Raw genomic sequence first — 17,772 nt, 5'->3', positions numbered from 1 at the left:
CGAGCACAGGAAAAACGTCCCGATCCGGACCGATTCGCGACGTTTTTCCTGTGCTCGGAGGCCTCCGCGGGGCGGCGGCCTGCGCGGGGTCGGCGCCGCGGGCAGGCGCGTCAGCGCGTGCGGCGGGGGCGCTTGGCGTTGGCGGACTGGGTCGCGGCGACGTCGGGGTTGCGGGAGCTGTGCGCGGTGCGGCCGCGCACGATCCCGATGAACTCGTCGACCAGGGGATGCTGCCCCTCGCGCAGCCAGGTCAGCCCGATCCGGGAGACCGGTCCGTCCTCGAGCCGCATCGCCGTCACGTCCTTGCGCCGCAGCGCCTTGGCGACCGACGCGGGGAGCAGCGCGATGCCGTCCCCGGCGGCCACACTGCGCATCAGCGCCTCCGACGGCTCCCCGTCGACCCGCGCCTCGCCCTCCAGATCGGCCAGGTACAGCTGCTCCTCGAGCGTCAGCAGGTGCTCGTGGTGCATCACGACCACGACGTCCTCGCTGTAGAGCGGGATGAGGTGCCGCTCGTCGTCGGCCTCCGCGTCGCGCGCGAACACCATGTCCGCTTCGCCGGAGGAGAGCAGCGCGAGCGGGTCCTGGCTCGGCAGCACGACGAGCTCGTCGCGCGGCCGGCGCTCGGCGAATAGCCGCGTCCACTTGCCGATGGTGACCCCGGGCGGGAAGGCGAGGACGAAGCGGGAGGTCATCACGCCAGAGTAGCGAACGGTACCCTGGAACCCATGACCTCCCAGACCATGAAGGCGGCCACCGCGGCCAAGAAGCTCGGCATCTACCTGCCTGCGGCCCCGGAGGAGTTCCGCGACCGCGACATCAGCCGCGACGAGCTGGACGAGCTGAACGCCAACCCGCCGGAGTGGCTGCGCACCCTGCGCGCCGAGGGGCCGCATCCCCGCGACGTCGTCGCGCGCAAGCTCGGCGTGAGCAACTCCGGCCTCGCCCGCGGCGGCGTCACCGAGGCGCTCACGACGGCCGAGATCAAGGACCTGCTCGCCGCGCCGCCCGAGTGGCTGGTCGCCGAGCGCGCGACGCAGGCGCAGGTCCGCGCCGAGAACGCGCGCATCAAGCAGCGCAACGCCGGGCGCGCCGCCCGCTCGTAGCGCCGCCCGCCGCGTCCCGGCTCACGCGCCGGACGGCGGCGCCCCGGCCCCGGCACCCGGGCCGGTCGCCCGGCGCACCGACTTCGCCAGCACCTCCGGCCCGGTCACGAGCGCGCGCCGCCACGGCGCGACGCCGTCGATCTCGATCTGCAGCGAGAAGCTCAGGATGGTGCGGATAAGCACGATGATGCCGAGCACCAGGGCGTCGGTGAGCGTCGGGTTCGAGGTGACCGTCTTGATCAGGTCCGCGGCGACGAGGATCTCGAGCCCCAGCAGGATCACCCCGCCGAACACCTCCCGCAGCGTGCGGAAGGCGGCCGCGCCGTCGCGCCTGCGCACGAGCACGGCGCCGGCGATCACGACCGCGGCGATGAACCCGAGCGCGAGCGCGGCGACGCCGACGAACTCGAACGCCACCCCGATCCACTCGAACACGTCGTGCGTCTGCATGCGCTCATGGTGCCACAGCGGCCGCCGCGGTCACGAGACGTGGACGGCAGGTCGGCGCTTCACGTCCTTCTCCGCCTCGCGCAGCACCTCGCGGGTCACCGGGGCGACCTCGCCGACGCCGGTGATCAAGTAGCGGAACATGTTCGAGATCGGGTTGCCCTCCGTCCACTCGAAGTAGATCGTCGGGACCACGCCGGTGATGTCGCGGATCTCGATCAGGATGGCCGCGATCGTGTTCGGGACGTTGCCGCTCTTGACCTGCAGCACCCGGTAGCCGTACTTCACGACGCCGTGCACCACCAGGTCCTCCTCGAAGTCCGAGGAGTCCGACGGCAGCACCTCCAGGAAGATCGTCCGGGAGCGCTGCGGGATGTGGCTGAACCGGCGCTCGTCCTTGTTCTTGTCCGCGTACTCCTTGGTGGTGTCGACGTCCGGCTCGTGCGAGATGATGCGGATCTCGCCCTCCTCGGCGTCCTCGAGCACGAAGTCGAGGGCGGAGACGTCGAGCGTGACGCTGGTCGCCCGCAGCTGGAACGACCGGCCGATGCGGGAGACGATCGAGACGACGAGGATGCCCAGGATGAACAGCGTCGCGATGCGCAGGCCGTCCGGCCGCTCGATGATGTTGTCGATGGTCGTGTAGACGAAGATCGCGGTGATGATGCCGAACACGAGCGTGCGCTTCGGCTGCTTCTTGCGCCAGGCGGACAGGCTCACCGCGAGCGACGCGGAGGTGATCAGCACCAGGACGCCGGTCGCGTACGCGCCGCCCTGCGCATCCACGTTGGCGTCGAAGATGATCGTGATCAGGAAGGCGATCGCGGTGAACACGAGCACCAGCGGGCGAACGGCGCGCGCCCACTGCGGCGCCATGCCGTACTTCGGCAGGTAGCGGGGCACGAGGTTCAGCAGGCCCGCCATCGCGGACGCGCCGGCGAACCACAGGATGAGGATGGTGCTGATGTCGTAGACCGTGCCGAAGCCGTTCCCGAGGTACTCGTGGGCCAGGTAGGCGAGCGCGCGGCCGTTCGCAGAGCCGCCCGCCTGGAACTCTTTCTGCGGGATCAGCAGCGTCGTCGTGAAGCTCGACGTGATGAGGAACACGCTCATGATGATCGCGGCCGTCGTCAGCAGCCGGCCCGCGCCGCGGATGCGGCCCTCCGGGCGGTTCGGGTCGTCGTTCGGCTTGCCCTTGATCTGCGGCATGACGGCGACGCCGGTCTCGAAGCCGGAGAGGCCGAGCGCGAGTTTCGGGAACACCAGCAGCGCGACCCCGACGATCAGCAGCGGGTTGCCGTGCGAGGCGAACAGCGCGCTCCACCAGTCGTCGATGGCGGTGGGGTGCTTGAACACCTCGATGATCGAGGTCGTAACCACGACGACGTTGAGCGCGAGGTAGACGCCGACCAGCACGACGGCGATGCCGATCGCCTCCCGGAAGCCCTTCAGGAACACGGCGCCGAGCAGCACGAGCAGGAACAGCGTGATCAGCACGTTGTTGCCGTGGAACCAGGACGGCGCGTACGGGTTCTCGATGGCGTGCGCCGAGGCGTCGGCGGCGGACAGCGTGATCGTGATCATGAAGTCCGTCGCGGCGAAGCCGAGCAGCACCAGCACCAGCAGCTTGCCGGCCCACCAGGGCAGGAAGCGCTCCAGCATCGCGATGGAGCCGGAGCCGCGGAAGCTCTCGCGGGCGACCCTGCGATACACCGGGAGGGCGCCGAGCAGGGTCAGCGCGACGAGCACGAGCGTCGCGAACGGCGAGACCAGCCCGGCGGCCAGTGCCGCGATGGCCGGCTGGTAGCCGAGGGTCGAGAAGTAGTCGACACCGGTGAGGCACATGACCTGCCACCAGGAGTGCGTGCGCTCGGGGTTGCGGCCGTGCGGGCCCTGCTGGGTGCCGCGCTCGTCGATCATCCCGCGCAGCAGCCAGTGCTTGAAGCGGGAGCCGTCGAGCTCGGCGGGGCGCAGCGGGATCGCCTGGCCAGGCACCGGGATCGGCTCGCGCGGGGCGACCCGCTGCGGCCGGGCGCCCGTCACCTCCGCGGGATCCCGTGGCTGAGGTTCATCGCCGCCGGTCGGGGTGGAGCTGGCCATCGGTGATCCTTCGTTCGTGCCGTCGTCGCTCACTGTACGTTCACCACGCCGACGGGCGGTAGTCCTTCAGGAACACCCCGTGCAGGTCCTCACCCGCCTCGCCGCGGACGATCGGGTCGTACACGCGCGCGGCCCCGTCCACGAGGTCGAGCGGCGCGTGGAAGCCCTCCTCGGCGAGCCGCACCTTCGTGTAGTGCGGGCGCTCGTCGGTGATCCAGCCGGTGTCGACGCTGGTCATCAGGATGGCGTCGGTCTCGAACATCTCCAGCGAGCTGGTGCGGGTCAGCATGTTGAGCGCCGCCTTCGCCATGTTGGTGTGCGGGTGCCCCGCGCCCTTGTAGCGGCGGCCGAACACGCCCTCCATCGCCGAGACGTTGACGACGTAGGACCGGCGGCCGGGTGCCGCGGCGGCCGCGGCAGCGAGCGAGGGCCGCAGCCGGTCGATGAGGATGAACGGCGCTGTGGTGTTGCACAGCTGCACCTCGAGCAGTTCGAGCGGGTCGATGCCGCCGAGGGCCTGCGTCCAGGTGTTCACGTGCGCGACGTCGGGGACCAGGCCGCCCGCGTCGATGGCGGAGCCGTCCGCGTGCTTGGCGAGCGACGACGAGCCGGGGGCCATCGCGAGCGAGGCCAGGTCGTCCGCGGTCAGCGCGCCGGCTCCCGCGCCCGCCAGCTCGGCGATCGTTCCGGACACGTCGGCCGCGGAGAGCAGGGGATGGGCGGCGACGGACGCCTCCAGCGCCTTCGGGTGCGGGTCCGCGGTGTGCCCGAAAGTCTCCAGCTCCGGCAGCGGGCCGTCCGGGAGCGGCTGGGACTCCGCCTCCGCCAGCAGCGCGTACGAGCCGGGGGAGCGGCGGACGGTCTGCGCCGCGTTGTTGATCAGGATGTCAAGCGGCCCCTTCGACGCGACGGAGTCGGCGAGGCCGATCACCTGGGCGGGGTCGCGCAGGTCGATGCCGACGACGCGCAGCCGGTGCAGCCACTGCCCGGCGTCCGGGAGCTGGGAGAACCGGCGGACCGCGTCGCGCGGGAACCGGGTGGTGATCGTCAGGTGCGCCCCGTCGCGCAGCAGGCGCAGGGCGATGTGCATCCCGATCTTCGCCCGGCCGCCGGTGAGCAGCGCGCGCCGGCCGGTGAGGTCGGTGCGCGCGGTGCGCTTGGCGTGGCTGAAGGCCGCGCAGGACGGGCAGAGCTGGTGGTAGAACCAGTCGACCTCGGTGTACGGCTGCTTGCAGATGTAGCAGGCCTGGGCGCGCTGCAGCGTCCCCGCGGTCGCGGCCCCGGTCACGGACGAGGTGAGCTCGCGCCCGCGCGTCTCGTCGTCGATGCGGTCGGGCGCGCCGGTCGCGGTCGCCGCGACGACGGCGCGGTCGGCCTCCAGCACCGCGTCCCGCAGCTCGCGCCGCCTGGCCTGCTTGACCGCCTTGAACATGTGGCCGGTCGCCCGGCGCACGCTCACGAAGTCGGGGTGCTCCCGATCCAGCTCGTGCAGCTGCGCGAGCACCCGGAGGGTGGTGGCGAGATCGTCGGGGTGGATGCCCGCCGAGGCGGGCGTGTCGAGCGGGGTTTCGGGAGGCACCGGAGAATTCTACGATGCGTCGAGGTCGCCCGCGCCCAGCTCCAGCCAGACCAATCCGCGCAGGTCGAGGCGCACGCGGCCGCCGCGGTCGGTGACGCGCGCCAGCATCCCCTCGCACACCGAGCAGCACAGCACGAGGCCGTCGGAGACGGGGCGCACGTGTGCGATGGCGATGACGGACTCGTCGCCGCAGCTCGCGCAGCGGCCGCGGGCCGTCGTCACGTCCGCGGCGAACACCTCGTCGAGGAGGCCCGCTGCGGCGTTGCCGTCGAGGTAGTCGAGATCGTGGTCGGTCACGGTGCACCTCCGATGCCGCCGTAGCGCTCGGTCCGGATCCTGGCGGGGTCGTGGCCGGCGTCGACCAGCCAGCCGGAGACCGTCTCCACGAACGGCGTCGAACCGCAGATGAAGAAGGTGGGGGAGTCCGCGGCGGGGAAGGCGAGCTCGGCGAGCGCGTCCTGCATCAACCGCCCCGCCGGCTGCGGCCAGCCCGGCGGCGTCTCGCGCGTGTAGACGTAGTCCAGACGGAGCGGAGCGGGTCCCGCGCTCAGCGTCTCCAGCTCGTCGGCGTAGAACCGCGAGTCCGGCGTGCGCACCGAGTAGAGCAGCCGGAACGGTGCGCTGCTGTCCGCGGCGGCGTGCGCGCGAGCCATCGACATCAGCGGCACGACGCCGGAGCCGCCCGCGATGAGCTGCACAGGGCCGGTGTCCTGCCTGTGCCAGACGAACCAGCCGCCGACCGGCCCGCGCACCTCCAGCTGGTCGCCGACCTCGACGCCGCGCACGAGGTACGGCGAGACCTCGCCGTCCGGCAGCTCCTCGACCGTGAGCTCCAGCTCGTCGTCGGCGATGCCGCCGGTGCCGGGGGCGGACGCGATCGAGTAGGACCGCACCGCCTGGTAGCCGTCGGGCGCGGTCAGCCGCACGTCGACGTGCTGACCGGGGAGATGGCCGCTGAGGCCGGGGATGCGCAGCCGGAGGGTTCGCGCGCTGGCGGTCTCCTGCCGCGCGCCGACCACGTCGGCCACGCGCCACGCGGTCGTCACCAGTAGCGCTCCTCTTTCCAGGGGTCGCCGTACATGTTGTAGCCGTTCTGCTCCCAGAACCCCGGCTGGTCGTTCGGCAGCATCTCCAGCCCGCTCACCCACTTCGCGCTCTTCCAGAAGTACAGGTGCGGCACGAGCAGCCGGGCGGGGCCGCCGTGCTCGGGAGGCAGGTCGGCACCGTCGAAGGTGTGCGCGATCCACGCCTTGCCGCCGAGCAGGTCGGCGAGCGGGACGTTCGTGGTGTACCCGCCGTAGGAGTGCGCCATCGTGTACGCGTAGGAGGTGTCGACGCCGTCGAACAGCGTGTCGATGGCGACACCGCGCCAGGACGTGCCGAGCTTGGACCAGCTGGTCACGCAGTGGATGTCGGTGGCGACGTCCTCCTGCGGGAGCGCGAGGAACTCGTCCCAGCTCCAGCGGTGCTCCACGCCCTTCTCGGTCGTGATCGTGAAGGCCCAGGCGTCCTTGGCCACGCGCGGGGTCGGACCGGCGGACAGCACCGGGAATCCCTCCGTCGCGTACTGGCCGGGTGGGAGGCGGGGGTCGTCCGTCCTGCGCCGGCCCATGAAGCCGGAGGAGATGATTCCCATGGGCGTGAGCCTAATGGGCGGCCGGGCGGAGGTCTATGGTGAAGGACATGACCGCCGTCGACCTCGGGATGCCTCTCGCGCGCACGAGCGGCGCTCCCGACACCACCGGCCGGCCCGAGCACTCCGGGCTGATCGACCGGTTCGGGCGCGTCGCGCACGACCTGCGCGTCTCGGTCACCGAGAAGTGCTCGCTGCGCTGCACGTACTGCATGCCCGCCGAGGGCCTTCCCGCGATCGCGCGCGATGACCTGCTGACGCCCGGCGAGATCGCGCGGCTGGTCGGCATCGGCGTGCGCGACCTCGGAATCCGCGAGGTGCGCTTCACCGGCGGCGAGCCGCTGATGCGGGCCGACCTGGCCGAGATCGTCGGCCTCTCCGCGCAGGCCGCGCCCGGAATCGACCTCAGCATCACCACGAACGGGATCGGACTCGACCACCGGGTGCAGGCGCTCGTCGACGCCGGCCTCACCCGCGTCAACGTCTCGCTGGACACCGTGGACCGCGAGCACTTCGCAGCGCTGACCAGGCGCGACCGGCTCCCGGCGGTCTTCGCCGGGATCGCCGCCGCGCACGCGGCCGGGCTCACGCCGCTCAAGCTCAACGCCGTGATGATGCGGCAGACCGTCGACAACGCTCCCGACCTGCTGGCCTGGGCGCTCGCGAACGGCTGCCGGCTGCGCTTCATCGAGCAGATGCCGCTCGACGCCGACCGGTCGTGGCTGCGCGAGAACATGGTGGATGCGGCGGAGCTGCTGGATGTGCTCGGCACGCGGTTCACGCTGACCCCGCTCGGGCGGCCCGATGACCCGTCCGCGCCCGCGGAGGAGTGGCTGGTGGACGGCGGACCCGCGACGGTCGGCATCATCGCGTCGGTCACCCGGTCGTTCTGCTCCGCGTGCGACCGCACCAGGATCACCGCGGAGGGCACCGTGCGCTCGTGCTTGTTCGGCGACGACGAGACGGACCTGCGCGGGCTGCTGCGCGGCGGAGCGGACGACCGCGAGATCGCGGACTGGTGGCGCGCGGCGATGTGGGGCAAGCAGCGCGGTCACGGCATGGAGACGGCTGGATTCCAGCCGCCGGTGCGCAGCATGGGGGCGATCGGTGGCTGACGTTCTCGTGCGCTACTTCGCGGCGGCGGAGGAGGCGGCGGGACGCGAGGAGGAGATCATCGCGATCCCGGAGGCCACCCTCGGCGCGCTGCGCGCCGAGCTCGCGGCACGCTACGGGGAGCCGATGGAGCGTGTGCTTGCCGCCGGTTCGTTCCTGGTCGACGGCGTGGTGGCGCGCGACATCACGCGGCCGGTCGGCGCGCGCGTGGATGTGCTGCCGCCTTTCGCGGGCGGCTGAGGCTCGGCTACCCTGAGCGAAAGGGGGTCGCCATGAGCGCGTACATGACGGAGTTCGACCGGATCCACCGCACCAGGGTGCGCCTCGCCTGGCTGATCGTGCTGACGGTCGTCGCCGGCCTCGGCGCCTGGCTCACCGTGCCGTTCGGGATCGTGCAGCTCACGCGCGGCGACGCGGCCGGCTGGCTGCTGGTCGCGGCCGGCGCCGTGCTGCTCGCGGCATGCGTCGTGGCCATCGTGCTCGCGGTGCGCCTCCGGGTCGCCCCGCAGAGCCTGCCCGGCAGGCCGAACCCGGCGTTCGACGAGCCGCAGCCGTCGAAGAACCCGAACGGCGGCTACTCGCTGGCGGGCACCCAGCTCGGCTCGCACTGACCGCGGCGCGTCCGGAGCTCTGCGCGCGACACGCCGCGTCGGCGCGTGAGGAACTCAGGAGCCGATGGCGGGGCTGATCCGCACCTCCGCGGCGGGAACGGACAGGAGCACGCGGGCGCCGGGCTTCAGGCGCAGCTCGGCGACGGCCGCGGCGGGCACCAGGGCGGTGAGGCGATCGGTGCGGACGCGGACCAGGTCGTCGCGCGGCTCCAGCGCGGTCACGGTCGCGGGGATGCCGTGGGCGCCCCCGTCGCCCGGAACCGCGACGCCGACGGCGGACGGGCGGACGACCGCGGTGACCGGCGTGCCGTCGGCGACCGCCGCGTCCACGGTGCCCGCCAGCCGCATCCCGTCGTCCGTCGCGATCCCGTCGCCGGCGCGCCGCCCGGTCAGCAGCGTGAGGCCGGCGAGCTCGGCGGTGAAGGGATGGTGCGGCCGGGTCAGCACCCGCCCGGTCGGCCCCTCCTCGACGATCCGGCCCTCGTGCAGGACGGCCACCCGGTCGGCGAGCAGATAGGCGTCGAGCGCGTCGTGGGTGACGAGCACCGCGGTGCGCGGGGCGAGCACGTCGGCGAGCATCCCGCGCAGGTCGGCGGCGACGCCGACGTCGAGCGAGGCGAGCGGCTCGTCGAGCAGCGTGAGCGCCGGCTCCGCCGCCAGCGCCCTCGCGATCGCGACGCGCTGTGCCTGGCCGCCGGACAGCTCGCCGGGGCGGCGGCCGGCGAACGCCGCGCACCCCGTGCGCCGCAGCCACTCGTCCGCGCTCGCGCGCGCCTCGCCGCGGGAGACGCCGGCCGAGCGCGGCGCGAACTCCACGTTCGCGCGAACGCTCAGGTGCGGGAACAGCAGAGCGTCCTGCGCGAGCAGGGCGATCCCGCGGCGGTGCGGCGGCAGCCAGCGCGTCGCGCGCCCGGCCCCGGCTCCCGGCACGTCGAAGAGCACGTCGTCGCCGAGCGTCGCGGTCCCGCTGTCCGGGCGCAGCAGCCCGGCCAGCATCGCGAGCACCGACGACTTGCCCGCGCCGTTCGGGCCGAGCAGCGCGAGCGTCTCGCCCGCCTCCAGCCGCAAATCGACGTCGACGCCGCGCACGGCGCTGGCGGCGGCCATCCGGAGCCTCATGCCGTCCGTCTCCGCAGCGGCTCGCCCGCGCCGTGCGCGACGGCGACGACGGCGATGGCGACCGCGATCAGCACCAGCGACAGCGCGACCGCCGCGTCCGGATCGGTCTCGCGCTGCAGGTAGATCTCCAGCGGCAGCGTCCGCGTGACGCCCTGCAGACTGCCCGCGAAGGTGAGGGTGGCCCCAAACTCGCCGAGGGCGCGCGCGAACGACAGGATCGCGCCGGACAGGATGGCCGGCGCGACCAGCGGCAGGGTCACCCGGAAGAACACCGCTGACGGCCGGGCGCCGAGCGTCGCGGCGACCGCCGCGTAGCGCTCGCCACCGGTGCGCAGCGCGCCCTCCAGGCTGAGGACCAAGAAGGGGAGCGCGACGAACGTTTGCGCGATGATCACCGCCGGCGTCGAGAAGGCGACGGGGATCGCGCCGCCCAGCAGCCCGCGCCTGCCGTAGAGGGCGAGCAGCGCGAGGCCGCCGACGACGGGAGGGAGCACCAGCGGCAGCAGGACGACGGCGCGCAGCAGGCCGCGCCCGCGGAACGGGACGCGCGCCAGCACGACGGCCATCGGCACGCCGAGCAGCAGGCACGCGGCGGTCGCGACCAGCGAGGTCCGCAGGCTGAGCAGCAGCGCGTCCACCGACGACGGGGTCGTGATGAGCGCCAGGAAGTCCGCCCAGTCGACCCGCACCACCATCGCGGCGAGCGGCAGCAGGACGAAGAGCGCGCCGACGCCGGCGACCACGAGCACCCAGCGCGGGACGCCCGAGCTCACGGCGCCCCGAATCCCGCGGCCGTCAGCACCGCCCGGCCCTCGGGGCCGGTGACGTACGCCAGGAAGGCGCGGCCGCCTGCCGCGTTCGCGCCCTGGCCGACGGCGGCGATCGGGTAGGTGTTCACGACGTCGTTCGCCTCCGGGAACGGGACGGAGCCGACCTTCGAGCCCACGCCCTTCACATCCGTGGCGTAGACGATCCCGGCATCCGCCTCACCGGCGATCACCTTGCCGAGCACGTCGGTGACCGACGACTCCTGGCTGACCGGCTTCAGCGTCACCCCGGTGCTCGCCTCCACCTTCGCGGTGGCCGCCCCGCAGGGCACCTGCGGTGCGCAGACGACGGTCTTCACCCCGGCTCTCGCGAGGTCGGCGAACGAGGCGATGTGCGCCGGGTTGCCGGGCGGCACCGCGATGGCGAGGACGTTCGTCGCGAAGTCGACCGGGTCGCCGTCGACGACCTTCGCGGCCACGGCCTTCTTCATGTTCGCCTCGTCGGCGGAGGCGAACACGTCGGCGGGCGCGCCCGCGGTCAGCTGGCTGACCAGGTCGGAGGAGCCGCCGAAGCTGAACGTCACGGTGCTCCCCGGGTTCGCCTTCTCGAAGTCCTTCCCCAGCTCGGTGAACGTCTTCGTGAGGGACGCGGCGGCGAAGACGGTGATCGTCCCGCTCGCGCGCGCCGGGGTGTCCGTGCCGGCGTCGGTCCCCGGGCCGCCGGACGGGGATGCGGTCGCGCAGCCGGCGACGGCGAGCAGCACGGTGGCGAGGACGGCGCCCGCCGTGGCGAGCCGGACGCGGCGGGACACCGGCGGCGTCATTCGGGCCCTCCCGCGGTCTCGACGATGACGTTGGTGGCCTTGACGACGGCCACCGCGACGGATCCCGGCTCGAGGCCCAGCTCGCGGACCGCCTCGCTGCTGACGAGGGAGACCACGCGGTGCGGGCCGCACTGCAGCTCCACCTGCGCCATCACCCGATCCATCACGATGTCGGTCACGATCCCGACGAACCGGTTGCGCGCCGACCGACCGACCGCGGAGGGGTCGGCGGGGAGGACCGCCTGCTGTTTCGCGAGCCGGGCGAGCTCCAGGCCGTCGACCACGGTCCGGCCCGCCGCGTCCCGCGCGCTGCCGATGACCCCGGAGTCGATCCACCTGCGCACCGTGTCGTCGCTCACGCCGAGGTAGAGGGCGGCGTCCCTGATCCGTATCTGCGGCATGGATCTCAGTGTAGGACCGCAATCGCGGATCGTCGGATCCTGTGCGTGCGACGGCGCTCCAGCAGCAGCGGGCGGACGCGGACGGCGGCGCGGATCATTCCACGACGGCGATCAGCGTTCCGAGCGGGAGCGCGTCGACGGCGGAAATCCCCACCTCGTCCATCCGCACACAGCCGTGCGAGACGGCCCCGGTCGCGGTCTCCTGAAAGTGGATTCCGATCAGGCCGCCGTCGTCTCCCGCGTACGGTTCGTCCGCGCCCGTCGCGTGCAGTGAGCTCAGCTGGATGCGATGCTCGATCTGGCCCTGATCCGGGTCCCGGTAGCGGGCCTGCAGGTACCCGGTGACATTCGTCGGAGTCGGAGTCGCCGGCGTGCCCACCCCAACCGGGAAGGTCCGCGTCGCTGCGCCCTCCTGGAAGATCGACAGCGTCTGTGCTGACACCGAGATCTCGATCCGATCCGTCAGCCGGCCCGGCGCGCCGAGGAAGGCGGTGGGCAGCCACGCCGCCGTCTGCGCCGGTGCGGGGTCCGCCGCCGTCGCTCGCGAGGGCAGGATGCTCCGGGCGGGGGTGAGGACGAGGGTCCAGGGTCCCTCGGCGCGGATCGCGGTCACCACGGTCCGCTCGGCCAGGAAGTCGTGCGCCGGCAGCCGGGCGATGGGGGTGCGCCGGTCGGCTCCGAATAGCGGCGCGTCCCTCCGTAGCCGGTGCGCGGTCGCCTGTGCGACCTCCGCGGGGGCCGTCAGCAGACCCGGAATGACGGCGTCGTGGGCCGCGGCGGGCAGCCGGATGATCTGCGTCGAGGTGAGCGTGGGCGGTGCGTCGTCGGTCGCCGCCGGCGTGGTCCCGGCCGTGGTCGGGGCCGCAAGAGGTGTGTCGCTCGTACACCCTGACAGCGCGACGACGCCGAACGCCCAGAGCGTGGCCGCGCTGCGCAGACGCCAGGTCATGGAACGCATCGGGAGACGACGGGAGGGCCGGTCGCGAGGAGGGTGCGGCCGGCCCTCTCGAGCATGGTGGGCGGAGCGGACGGTCAGCCGGAGACCTTCGGCAGCGCGGTCGTGGGGGCGATCCCGCCGCGCGGCGGCGTGGACTCGTCGCCGGGACCGACGTGAATGGTCTCTCCCGTGACGGTGACCGACGCGGTCTCCACGTGGCCGCTTTCCGCACCCGTCAGGGTGAAGGTGATGGTGCCGGCGCGGAGGCTTCCATACCACGTCATGCCGAAGCCGACAGCGCCGTTCAGGTTTGCCGTGGTCTCGTGGTCCTCCGCGGCGGGGCCGTACTCGACGGCGATGGAGACCGGCTCCCCGGGTGCGAAGCCCCCCGCCGCGACCGTGACGCCGCTGTCGTGGAGCTCGCGGGTGCTGATCGTCGCCGGGCTGGCGACGATGCCTTCCGGAGCCAGGACGTCGAGTGCCACCGGATCCGACGTCGAGTCGCCGTCCGTGGCGCTGATGCTGTAGGCGAGGCCGGCGAGCGGCGGCTCGGCCGGCGTCCAGGTCTCGTCGAATGCGCCATCCGCGTCCGCGGCGATCTCCGTCGAGTCGGTCAGCACCGGATCGCCCTCGTCGGTGCCGACCAAGGTGACGGTCACCATTGCGTCCGGTCCGAAGCCGGCTCCGGAGAGCGTGAGTCCGCTGTCCCAGCTGCCCGGGGCGTAGCCGTCCTCGGTCCAGGCGCCGAGGCCGAACGTCGTCGGCGACGCGCCGAAGGCGACATCGCCGGCGGGCGCCTGGGGGTCCTCGGCGTGCGCGGGCGTGGCGGCGAGGAGACCGGCGCCGACGAGCGCGGCGGCGGCGAGGAGGGGCACGAGGCGCCCGGAGCGAGTGGTGAGCATGTGTCTTCCCTAGGTCTGGTCCCACCGCATCGGCGGAGCGCGCGGCGTCGAACGGAGCGGATGGGCCGCTCTGCGGTCAAGGCTAGGGACGCGACCGGGCGCGTGCGGTCTCCAATCGCGACGGTCCGTGCCTGCAGGGACGCAAATCCGTAGTCGCGCTCGTCCCGCTCCGCGTCGGAGCGGTGGCCGGACGGCGCCCCGGCGCTCAGCTCAGAGCCCGACCCACTCCGAGGCGCCGTCCTCGAAGAGCTGGCGCTTCCAGATCGGCACCCGGGCCTTGATGGTCTCCACGAGTTCCGCACAGGCGGCGAACGCCTCCGCGCGGTGCGGGGCGGCGACGGCCGCGACGAGGGCCAGGTCGCCGATCGTGAGGGCGCCGACCCGGTGCGCGGCGGCGACCCGCAGACCGGTGCGCGAGGCGACCTCGGCGCAGCAGGCGCGCAGGAACGCCTCGGCCTCGGGATGCGCGCGGTATTCGAGCGCGACGACGGACCGGCCGCCGTCGTGGTCGCGGACGATGCCCTGGAACGACACGACCGCGCCCGCCTCCGGACGCCACACGAACGCGTCGACGGCGGCGGGGTCGAGCGGCTGGTCGCTGACGACGGCGTACACAGCCTCGGCGTCCGTCACGCGTGATCACCGCCCCGGAGCTGGTCGATCAGGTGCGGGAGCAGGTCCTCCAGCACCGCCAGCCCGTCGGCGACGCCGCCGCGCGAGCCCGGCAGGTTGACGACGACCGTGCGGCCGGCGACGCCCGCCCTGCCGCGGCTGAGCGCCGCGAGCGGGGTCGCCGCGGCGCCGCGGGCGCGCAGCGCCTCCGCCACCCCCGGCAGCTCCCTGTCGAGGACGGCGGCCGTGGCCTCCGGCGTCCGGTCGTCGGCGGAGACCCCGGTCCCGCCGGTGGTGATCAGTACGGCGGGACGCTCGGCGACCGCGGCGCGGACCGCCTCGGCGATCCCGGCGTCGGGCACGACGCGCACCTCGGCGCGCAGTCCACGCCCGGCGAGCCAGTCCGCGATGGCGGGACCGGTCGTGTCCTGCGCGGCCCCGGCGGCGGCGCGCGTGGACGAGACGAGCACGATGGCCGCTTCCTCGGCGGCACGGACGGTGGCGGCAGGCTGCGCGGCCGTCGCGCCGTCGACGGCCTCCGCCGCCTCGCCGTCCCTGTGCCACTCGCCACGCTTGCCGCCGCGCTTCTCCACGAGCCGCACCTCCGTGAGCACGGCGGCCGGGTCCACCGCCTTGACCATGTCGTGCAGGGTGAGCCCGGCGACGGCGACCGCGGTCAGCGCCTCCATCTCCACGCCGGTGCGCCCGCGCGTCTTCGCCATCGTTTCCACATGGATGCGCCCCGCCGCCTCGTCCAGCCGGAAGTCGACGCGCACCGAGGTCAGCGGCAGCGGGTGGCACAGCGGGATCAGGTCGCTCGTGCGCTTCGCCCCGGCGATGCCGGCGATGCGCGCGGTCGCGAGGACGTCCGCCTTCGGCATCCCGTCGGCCGCGACGAGCCGGACCACCTCGGCGGTCGTCTGCAGGTGGCCGCGGGCCACCGCGACGCGCTCGGTCTCCGGCTTCTCGCCGACGTCGACCATGCGCGCGCGGCCGTCGGAGTCCAGGTGGCTGAGCTGGGTCATAGCGTCCACACTGTCACGTCCGCGCCCGCATCGACCGCCTCGACGTGCTCGGGGATGTCGATCAGGGCATCGGCGCGCGCCATCGCGGCGACCAGGTGCGAGCCGGGACCGGCGACGGGGGAGACCGACCCGCCGCTCAGCCGGCCGCGCAGGAACTGGCGCTTGCCTGGCACCGAGCGCAGCGGCTCCGCCAGCCGGGCGCTGGTCACCGGCAGCGGGTCGAGTCCGGCGGCCGCGCGCAGCGGGCCGCGCAGGAAGACGGTGAACGAGATCTGCGTGCTCACCGGGTTGCCGGGGAAGCAGAGCACGGGGACGCCGTCGACGACTGCGGTCGCCTGCGGGCCGCCCGGCTGCATCGCGACGGTGGTGACCTCGGCGCCGCGTGGAGCGAGCACCTCCCGCACCACCTCGTAGGCGCCCTTCGAGATGCCGCCGGAGGTGATCACCAGATCGCAGGACGCGATCGCCTCGTCCAGCAGGCGGCCGAAGGTCGCGGGGTCGTCGTCGCTGGTGCTGCGGACGGCGACGGCGGCGCCCGCCTCCTCGACCAGCGCGGCGAGCGCGACGCCGTTGGCGTCGAACACCTGGCCGAACCGGGCGGGCGCGTCCGGGGTGGTCAGCTCCGATCCGGTGGTCAGGATGCCGACCCGCAGCCGGGAGCGGACCGCGACCGACTGCACCCCGGCCGCGGCGAGCGCCGCCAGGTGGCGCGGGGCGAGCCGCGTGCCGGCCGGCACCAGGACCTCGCCGCGGCGCAGGTCGCTGCCGCGCTCGCGCACGTACTCGCCGCGCTGGCGCGCGCGGCGGATCTCCACGACGGCGCCGGTGAGGTCGTCGTCCCTGCCGAGCACCAGCTCGGTGTCCTCGACCGGGATCACGGCGTCGGCTCCGGCCGGGACGGGGGCGCCGGTCATGATCCGGATCGCGGTGCCCGGCGTGTGCACGATCGGCGTCTCGTGCCCGGCGGGGATGTCGCCGGCGACCTCGAGCGCGACCGGTGTCCTGCGCACGTCGTCGGCGCGGACGGCGAAACCGTCCATCTGGGCGTTGCGGAACAGCGGCAGGTCGACCTCGGAGCGGACGTCGGCCGCGCTGATCCTGCCTGCGGCCTCCGCCAGCGGCAGCGACTCGACGGCCGGTTCGGCGGTGAGGGGCGCGAGGAGCCTCGCGACGGTCTCGGCGTGCTCGTCGGCGCTGCGCGGGGGAGTCATGCGTTCAGTATCCCGCCCGGCTCGGTGGATGGCGAGGTCAGTAGCGTGCGAGCGACGGATCGACATCCCGCGCCCAGGCGTCTATGCCGCCGGCCAGCACCAGCCCGGGCGTCCCCGCGTCGGCGAGCAGCCGGCGCGCGGTCTCGGCGCGGATGCCGTGGTGGCAGACGATGACGAGCGGGTCGTCGCCGAGGCGTGCCGCGACACCGGGCGCATCCCGCACCACAACGTCCAGCGGCACCAGCAGCGACCCGGGGATCTCGGCGATGTCGGCCTCCCACGGCTCGCGGACGTCGAGCAGGATGTGCGGCTCGCCGGCATTCAGGCGCGCGCTGAGCTCGCGCGCGGTCATCGTGTCGGCGACCCCGCAGAACAGGTCGTAGTCGATCAGGCCGGTGATCGGCTCGGCGGCCGGGTCGCGCTCGTACGCGAGCTCGCGGAACGAGCCGCGCAGCGCGTCGTGGACGACCACCCGGCCGAGCAGCGGGTCCCCGGTGCCGGTGACGAGCTTGATCCCCTCGCCGACCATGATCGAGCCGATCACGCCGCAGATGCTCGGCAGCGCCCCTGCCTCCGCGCAGTTCGGGATGCTCCCGGGCTCCGGCGGCACGGGGAACAGGTCGCGGTACTGCGGACCGTGCGCCGCCCAGCTCACCCCGGCCTGGCCGCCGGTCTGGTGCACGGCGCCCCACACGACCGGCAGCCCCGCGAGCACCGCGGCGTCGTTCACGAGATACCGGGTGGGGAAGTTGTCGCTGCCGTCGAGGACGAGATCGAAGCCGGCGAGCACGGCCTCGGCGTTGGCGGAGGTGAGCCGCTCGGGGATCGCGCGGACCTCGGTCTCCGGGTCGAGCGCGGCGACCGTCTCCGCGGCGGAGTCGACCTTGCTGCGGCCGACGTCCGCCGGAGTGTGCACGGTCTGGCGCGGCAGGTTGCTGAGCTCGACGCGGTCGTCGTCGACGATCCCGATCGTCCCGAACCCGGCGGACGCCAGCAGCGGCAGCACGGCGGAGCCGAGCCCGCCCGCGCCGACGACCAGCACCCGAGCGGCGCGCAGCCTGCGCTGCGCCACCGCCCCGAAGCCGGGCAGCTGCGTGCTGCGCGCGTACCGCGCCGCCTGCTCCGCCGAGAGCTCGGGACCCGGCGCGACGAGAGGAGGAAGACCCATACCCCCAGCTAACCACCCGCCGCGTGTACGCGTCCCCGCCCGCCCCCGGCGCCCCCCGCCGCCCAGCCCCAAACGCCCGGGGCGGCCGCGTGGGTGCCGGGGGGGGCGGCGGCGGGCGGGGACGCGGGCACGCGGCGGGTGGTTAGCTGGGGGTATGGGTCTTCCTCCTCTCGTCGCGCCGGGTCCCGAGCTCTCGGCGGAGCGGGCGGCGCGGTAC

The 17,772-nt window shown here is 73.7% G+C and carries 21 protein-coding genes; 4 read left to right on the top strand and 17 right to left on the bottom strand.

Annotated elements, in window-relative coordinates:
• Positions 1–110: 110 nt before the first annotated feature.
• Positions 111–695, bottom strand: a complete 585-nt coding sequence (locus ACTHMF_RS13965; RefSeq protein ID WP_440318402.1) for a LysR substrate-binding domain-containing protein — start codon at positions 693–695, stop codon at positions 111–113.
• A gap of 33 nt (positions 696–728) precedes the next feature.
• On the opposite strand from ACTHMF_RS13965, the gene ACTHMF_RS13960 reads away from it, so the two are divergent.
• Complete coding sequence (locus tag ACTHMF_RS13960; RefSeq protein ID WP_440318401.1) at positions 729–1,106, top strand: DUF5997 family protein; 378 nt, start codon at positions 729–731, stop codon at positions 1,104–1,106.
• A 21-nt stretch (positions 1,107–1,127) separates the two neighbouring features.
• On the opposite strand, the gene ACTHMF_RS13955 is transcribed toward ACTHMF_RS13960, so the two are convergent.
• The 6 genes from ACTHMF_RS13955 to ACTHMF_RS13930 all read right to left on the bottom strand — a co-directional run bounded on the left by ACTHMF_RS13955 (position 1,128) and on the right by ACTHMF_RS13930 (position 6,868).
• Positions 1,128–1,556, bottom strand: a complete 429-nt coding sequence (locus tag ACTHMF_RS13955) for a DUF1622 domain-containing protein (RefSeq protein ID WP_314149466.1) — start codon at positions 1,554–1,556, stop codon at positions 1,128–1,130.
• A gap of 30 nt (positions 1,557–1,586) precedes the next feature.
• The gene (locus tag ACTHMF_RS13950; RefSeq protein ID WP_314149467.1) at positions 1,587–3,473 is read right to left on the bottom strand and encodes an amino acid transporter; all 1,887 of its coding nucleotides are present in this window, start codon (positions 3,471–3,473) and stop codon (positions 1,587–1,589) included.
• Between the two features lie 220 nt (positions 3,474–3,693).
• On the bottom strand, positions 3,694–5,232 hold the full coding sequence (locus ACTHMF_RS13945; RefSeq protein ID WP_314149465.1) for an SDR family NAD(P)-dependent oxidoreductase: 1,539 nt from the start codon (positions 5,230–5,232) through the stop codon (positions 3,694–3,696).
• Positions 5,233–5,241: 9 nt separating this feature from the next.
• The gene (locus ACTHMF_RS13940; RefSeq protein ID WP_440318400.1) at positions 5,242–5,529 is read right to left on the bottom strand and encodes a DUF6510 family protein; all 288 of its coding nucleotides are present in this window, start codon (positions 5,527–5,529) and stop codon (positions 5,242–5,244) included.
• A complete protein-coding gene (locus tag ACTHMF_RS13935; protein WP_440318404.1) occupies positions 5,526–6,281 on the bottom strand; it encodes a ferredoxin reductase in 756 nt (251 codons plus the stop codon). The genes ACTHMF_RS13940 and ACTHMF_RS13935 overlap by 4 nt, the downstream gene beginning before the upstream one ends.
• On the bottom strand, positions 6,275–6,868 hold the full coding sequence (locus ACTHMF_RS13930) for a sulfite oxidase-like oxidoreductase (RefSeq protein WP_440318398.1): 594 nt from the start codon (positions 6,866–6,868) through the stop codon (positions 6,275–6,277). The genes ACTHMF_RS13935 and ACTHMF_RS13930 overlap by 7 nt, the downstream gene beginning before the upstream one ends.
• Before the next feature lie 47 nt (positions 6,869–6,915).
• On the opposite strand from ACTHMF_RS13930, the gene moaA reads away from it, so the two are divergent.
• The 3 genes from moaA to ACTHMF_RS13915 are packed head-to-tail and all read left to right on the top strand — an operon-like array spanning position 6,916 to position 8,589.
• Positions 6,916–7,980: a GTP 3',8-cyclase MoaA gene (gene moaA, locus ACTHMF_RS13925; protein WP_440318396.1), complete on the top strand. Its 1,065-nt coding sequence runs from the start codon at positions 6,916–6,918 to the stop codon at positions 7,978–7,980.
• On the top strand, positions 7,973–8,218 hold the full coding sequence (locus tag ACTHMF_RS13920) for a MoaD/ThiS family protein (RefSeq protein WP_314149460.1): 246 nt from the start codon (positions 7,973–7,975) through the stop codon (positions 8,216–8,218). Before moaA ends, ACTHMF_RS13920 begins: the two co-directional genes overlap by 8 nt.
• Positions 8,219–8,250: 32 nt before the next feature.
• Positions 8,251–8,589, top strand: a complete 339-nt coding sequence (locus tag ACTHMF_RS13915) for a hypothetical protein (RefSeq protein ID WP_440318395.1) — start codon at positions 8,251–8,253, stop codon at positions 8,587–8,589.
• Between the two features lie 54 nt (positions 8,590–8,643).
• Here ACTHMF_RS13915 and ACTHMF_RS13910 read toward each other — a convergent pair whose 3' ends face one another.
• The 10 genes from ACTHMF_RS13910 to ACTHMF_RS13865 all read right to left on the bottom strand — a co-directional run bounded on the left by ACTHMF_RS13910 (position 8,644) and on the right by ACTHMF_RS13865 (position 17,555).
• Positions 8,644–9,708 carry a sulfate/molybdate ABC transporter ATP-binding protein gene (locus tag ACTHMF_RS13910; protein WP_440318393.1) on the bottom strand — a complete coding sequence of 355 codons (1,065 nt, stop codon included), beginning with the start codon at positions 9,706–9,708 and terminating at the stop codon, positions 8,644–8,646.
• Positions 9,705–10,481, bottom strand: coding sequence for an ABC transporter permease (locus tag ACTHMF_RS13905; RefSeq protein WP_440318391.1), 777 nt, complete (start codon positions 10,479–10,481; stop codon positions 9,705–9,707). Before ACTHMF_RS13905 ends, ACTHMF_RS13910 begins: the two co-directional genes overlap by 4 nt.
• Positions 10,478–11,299, bottom strand: a complete 822-nt coding sequence (gene modA / locus ACTHMF_RS13900) for a molybdate ABC transporter substrate-binding protein (protein WP_440318389.1) — start codon at positions 11,297–11,299, stop codon at positions 10,478–10,480. Before modA ends, ACTHMF_RS13905 begins: the two co-directional genes overlap by 4 nt.
• A complete protein-coding gene (locus ACTHMF_RS13895; protein WP_440318387.1) occupies positions 11,296–11,700 on the bottom strand; it encodes a TOBE domain-containing protein in 405 nt (134 codons plus the stop codon). Before ACTHMF_RS13895 ends, modA begins: the two co-directional genes overlap by 4 nt.
• 94 nt (positions 11,701–11,794) lie before the next feature.
• Positions 11,795–12,649 carry a L,D-transpeptidase gene (locus ACTHMF_RS13890; protein ID WP_314149729.1) on the bottom strand — a complete coding sequence of 285 codons (855 nt, stop codon included), beginning with the start codon at positions 12,647–12,649 and terminating at the stop codon, positions 11,795–11,797.
• A gap of 83 nt (positions 12,650–12,732) precedes the next feature.
• Complete coding sequence (locus ACTHMF_RS13885; protein WP_314149730.1) at positions 12,733–13,539, bottom strand: hypothetical protein; 807 nt, start codon at positions 13,537–13,539, stop codon at positions 12,733–12,735.
• A 210-nt stretch (positions 13,540–13,749) separates the two neighbouring features.
• A complete protein-coding gene (locus ACTHMF_RS13880) occupies positions 13,750–14,172 on the bottom strand; it encodes a molybdenum cofactor biosynthesis protein MoaE (protein ID WP_440318384.1) in 423 nt (140 codons plus the stop codon).
• Positions 14,169–15,176 (bottom strand): bifunctional molybdenum cofactor biosynthesis protein MoaC/MoaB, encoded by a 1,008-nt coding sequence (gene moaCB / locus ACTHMF_RS13875; protein WP_440318382.1) that lies wholly within the window; start codon positions 15,174–15,176, stop codon positions 14,169–14,171. The genes ACTHMF_RS13880 and moaCB overlap by 4 nt, the downstream gene beginning before the upstream one ends.
• Positions 15,173–16,387 carry a molybdopterin molybdotransferase MoeA gene (locus ACTHMF_RS13870; RefSeq protein ID WP_440318380.1) on the bottom strand — a complete coding sequence of 405 codons (1,215 nt, stop codon included), beginning with the start codon at positions 16,385–16,387 and terminating at the stop codon, positions 15,173–15,175. Before ACTHMF_RS13870 ends, moaCB begins: the two co-directional genes overlap by 4 nt.
• A 37-nt stretch (positions 16,388–16,424) precedes the next feature.
• Entirely contained in the window at positions 16,425–17,555 is a 1,131-nt protein-coding gene (locus ACTHMF_RS13865; RefSeq protein WP_440318378.1) for a ThiF family adenylyltransferase, read from the bottom strand.
• Positions 17,556–17,772: the final 217 nt, after the last annotated feature.

The sequence above is a fragment of the Leifsonia sp. genome, from assembly GCF_051955155.1.
GTDB lineage: Bacteria > Actinomycetota > Actinomycetes > Actinomycetales > Microbacteriaceae > Leifsonia.
The sequence above is the reverse complement of the archived record's forward strand: the minus strand, read 5'-3'. Positions and strand labels throughout refer to the sequence as shown.

Excerpts from the sequence above, each read along its gene's own strand:
- ACTHMF_RS13965 (WP_440318402.1), bottom strand. The coding sequence starts at position 695 with ATGACCTCCCGCTTCGTCCTCGCCTTCCCGCCCGGGGTCACCATCGGC.
- ACTHMF_RS13960 (WP_440318401.1), top strand. The coding sequence starts at position 729 with ATGACCTCCCAGACCATGAAGGCGGCCACCGCGGCCAAGAAGCTCGGC.
- ACTHMF_RS13955 (WP_314149466.1), bottom strand. The coding sequence starts at position 1,556 with ATGCAGACGCACGACGTGTTCGAGTGGATCGGGGTGGCGTTCGAGTTC.
- ACTHMF_RS13950 (WP_314149467.1), bottom strand. The coding sequence starts at position 3,473 with ATGATCGACGAGCGCGGCACCCAGCAGGGCCCGCACGGCCGCAACCCC.
- ACTHMF_RS13930 (WP_440318398.1), bottom strand. The coding sequence starts at position 6,868 with ATGGGAATCATCTCCTCCGGCTTCATGGGCCGGCGCAGGACGGACGAC.
- moaA (WP_440318396.1), top strand. The coding sequence starts at position 6,916 with ATGACCGCCGTCGACCTCGGGATGCCTCTCGCGCGCACGAGCGGCGCT.
- ACTHMF_RS13915 (WP_440318395.1), top strand. The coding sequence starts at position 8,251 with ATGAGCGCGTACATGACGGAGTTCGACCGGATCCACCGCACCAGGGTG.
- ACTHMF_RS13910 (WP_440318393.1), bottom strand. The coding sequence starts at position 9,708 with ATGAGGCTCCGGATGGCCGCCGCCAGCGCCGTGCGCGGCGTCGACGTC.
- modA (WP_440318389.1), bottom strand. The coding sequence starts at position 11,299 with ATGACGCCGCCGGTGTCCCGCCGCGTCCGGCTCGCCACGGCGGGCGCC.
- ACTHMF_RS13895 (WP_440318387.1), bottom strand. The coding sequence starts at position 11,700 with ATGCCGCAGATACGGATCAGGGACGCCGCCCTCTACCTCGGCGTGAGC.
- ACTHMF_RS13890 (WP_314149729.1), bottom strand. The coding sequence starts at position 12,649 with ATGACCTGGCGTCTGCGCAGCGCGGCCACGCTCTGGGCGTTCGGCGTC.
- ACTHMF_RS13885 (WP_314149730.1), bottom strand. The coding sequence starts at position 13,539 with ATGCTCACCACTCGCTCCGGGCGCCTCGTGCCCCTCCTCGCCGCCGCC.
- moaCB (WP_440318382.1), bottom strand. The coding sequence starts at position 15,176 with ATGACCCAGCTCAGCCACCTGGACTCCGACGGCCGCGCGCGCATGGTC.
- ACTHMF_RS13870 (WP_440318380.1), bottom strand. The coding sequence starts at position 16,387 with ATGACTCCCCCGCGCAGCGCCGACGAGCACGCCGAGACCGTCGCGAGG.
- ACTHMF_RS13865 (WP_440318378.1), bottom strand. The coding sequence starts at position 17,555 with ATGGGTCTTCCTCCTCTCGTCGCGCCGGGTCCCGAGCTCTCGGCGGAG.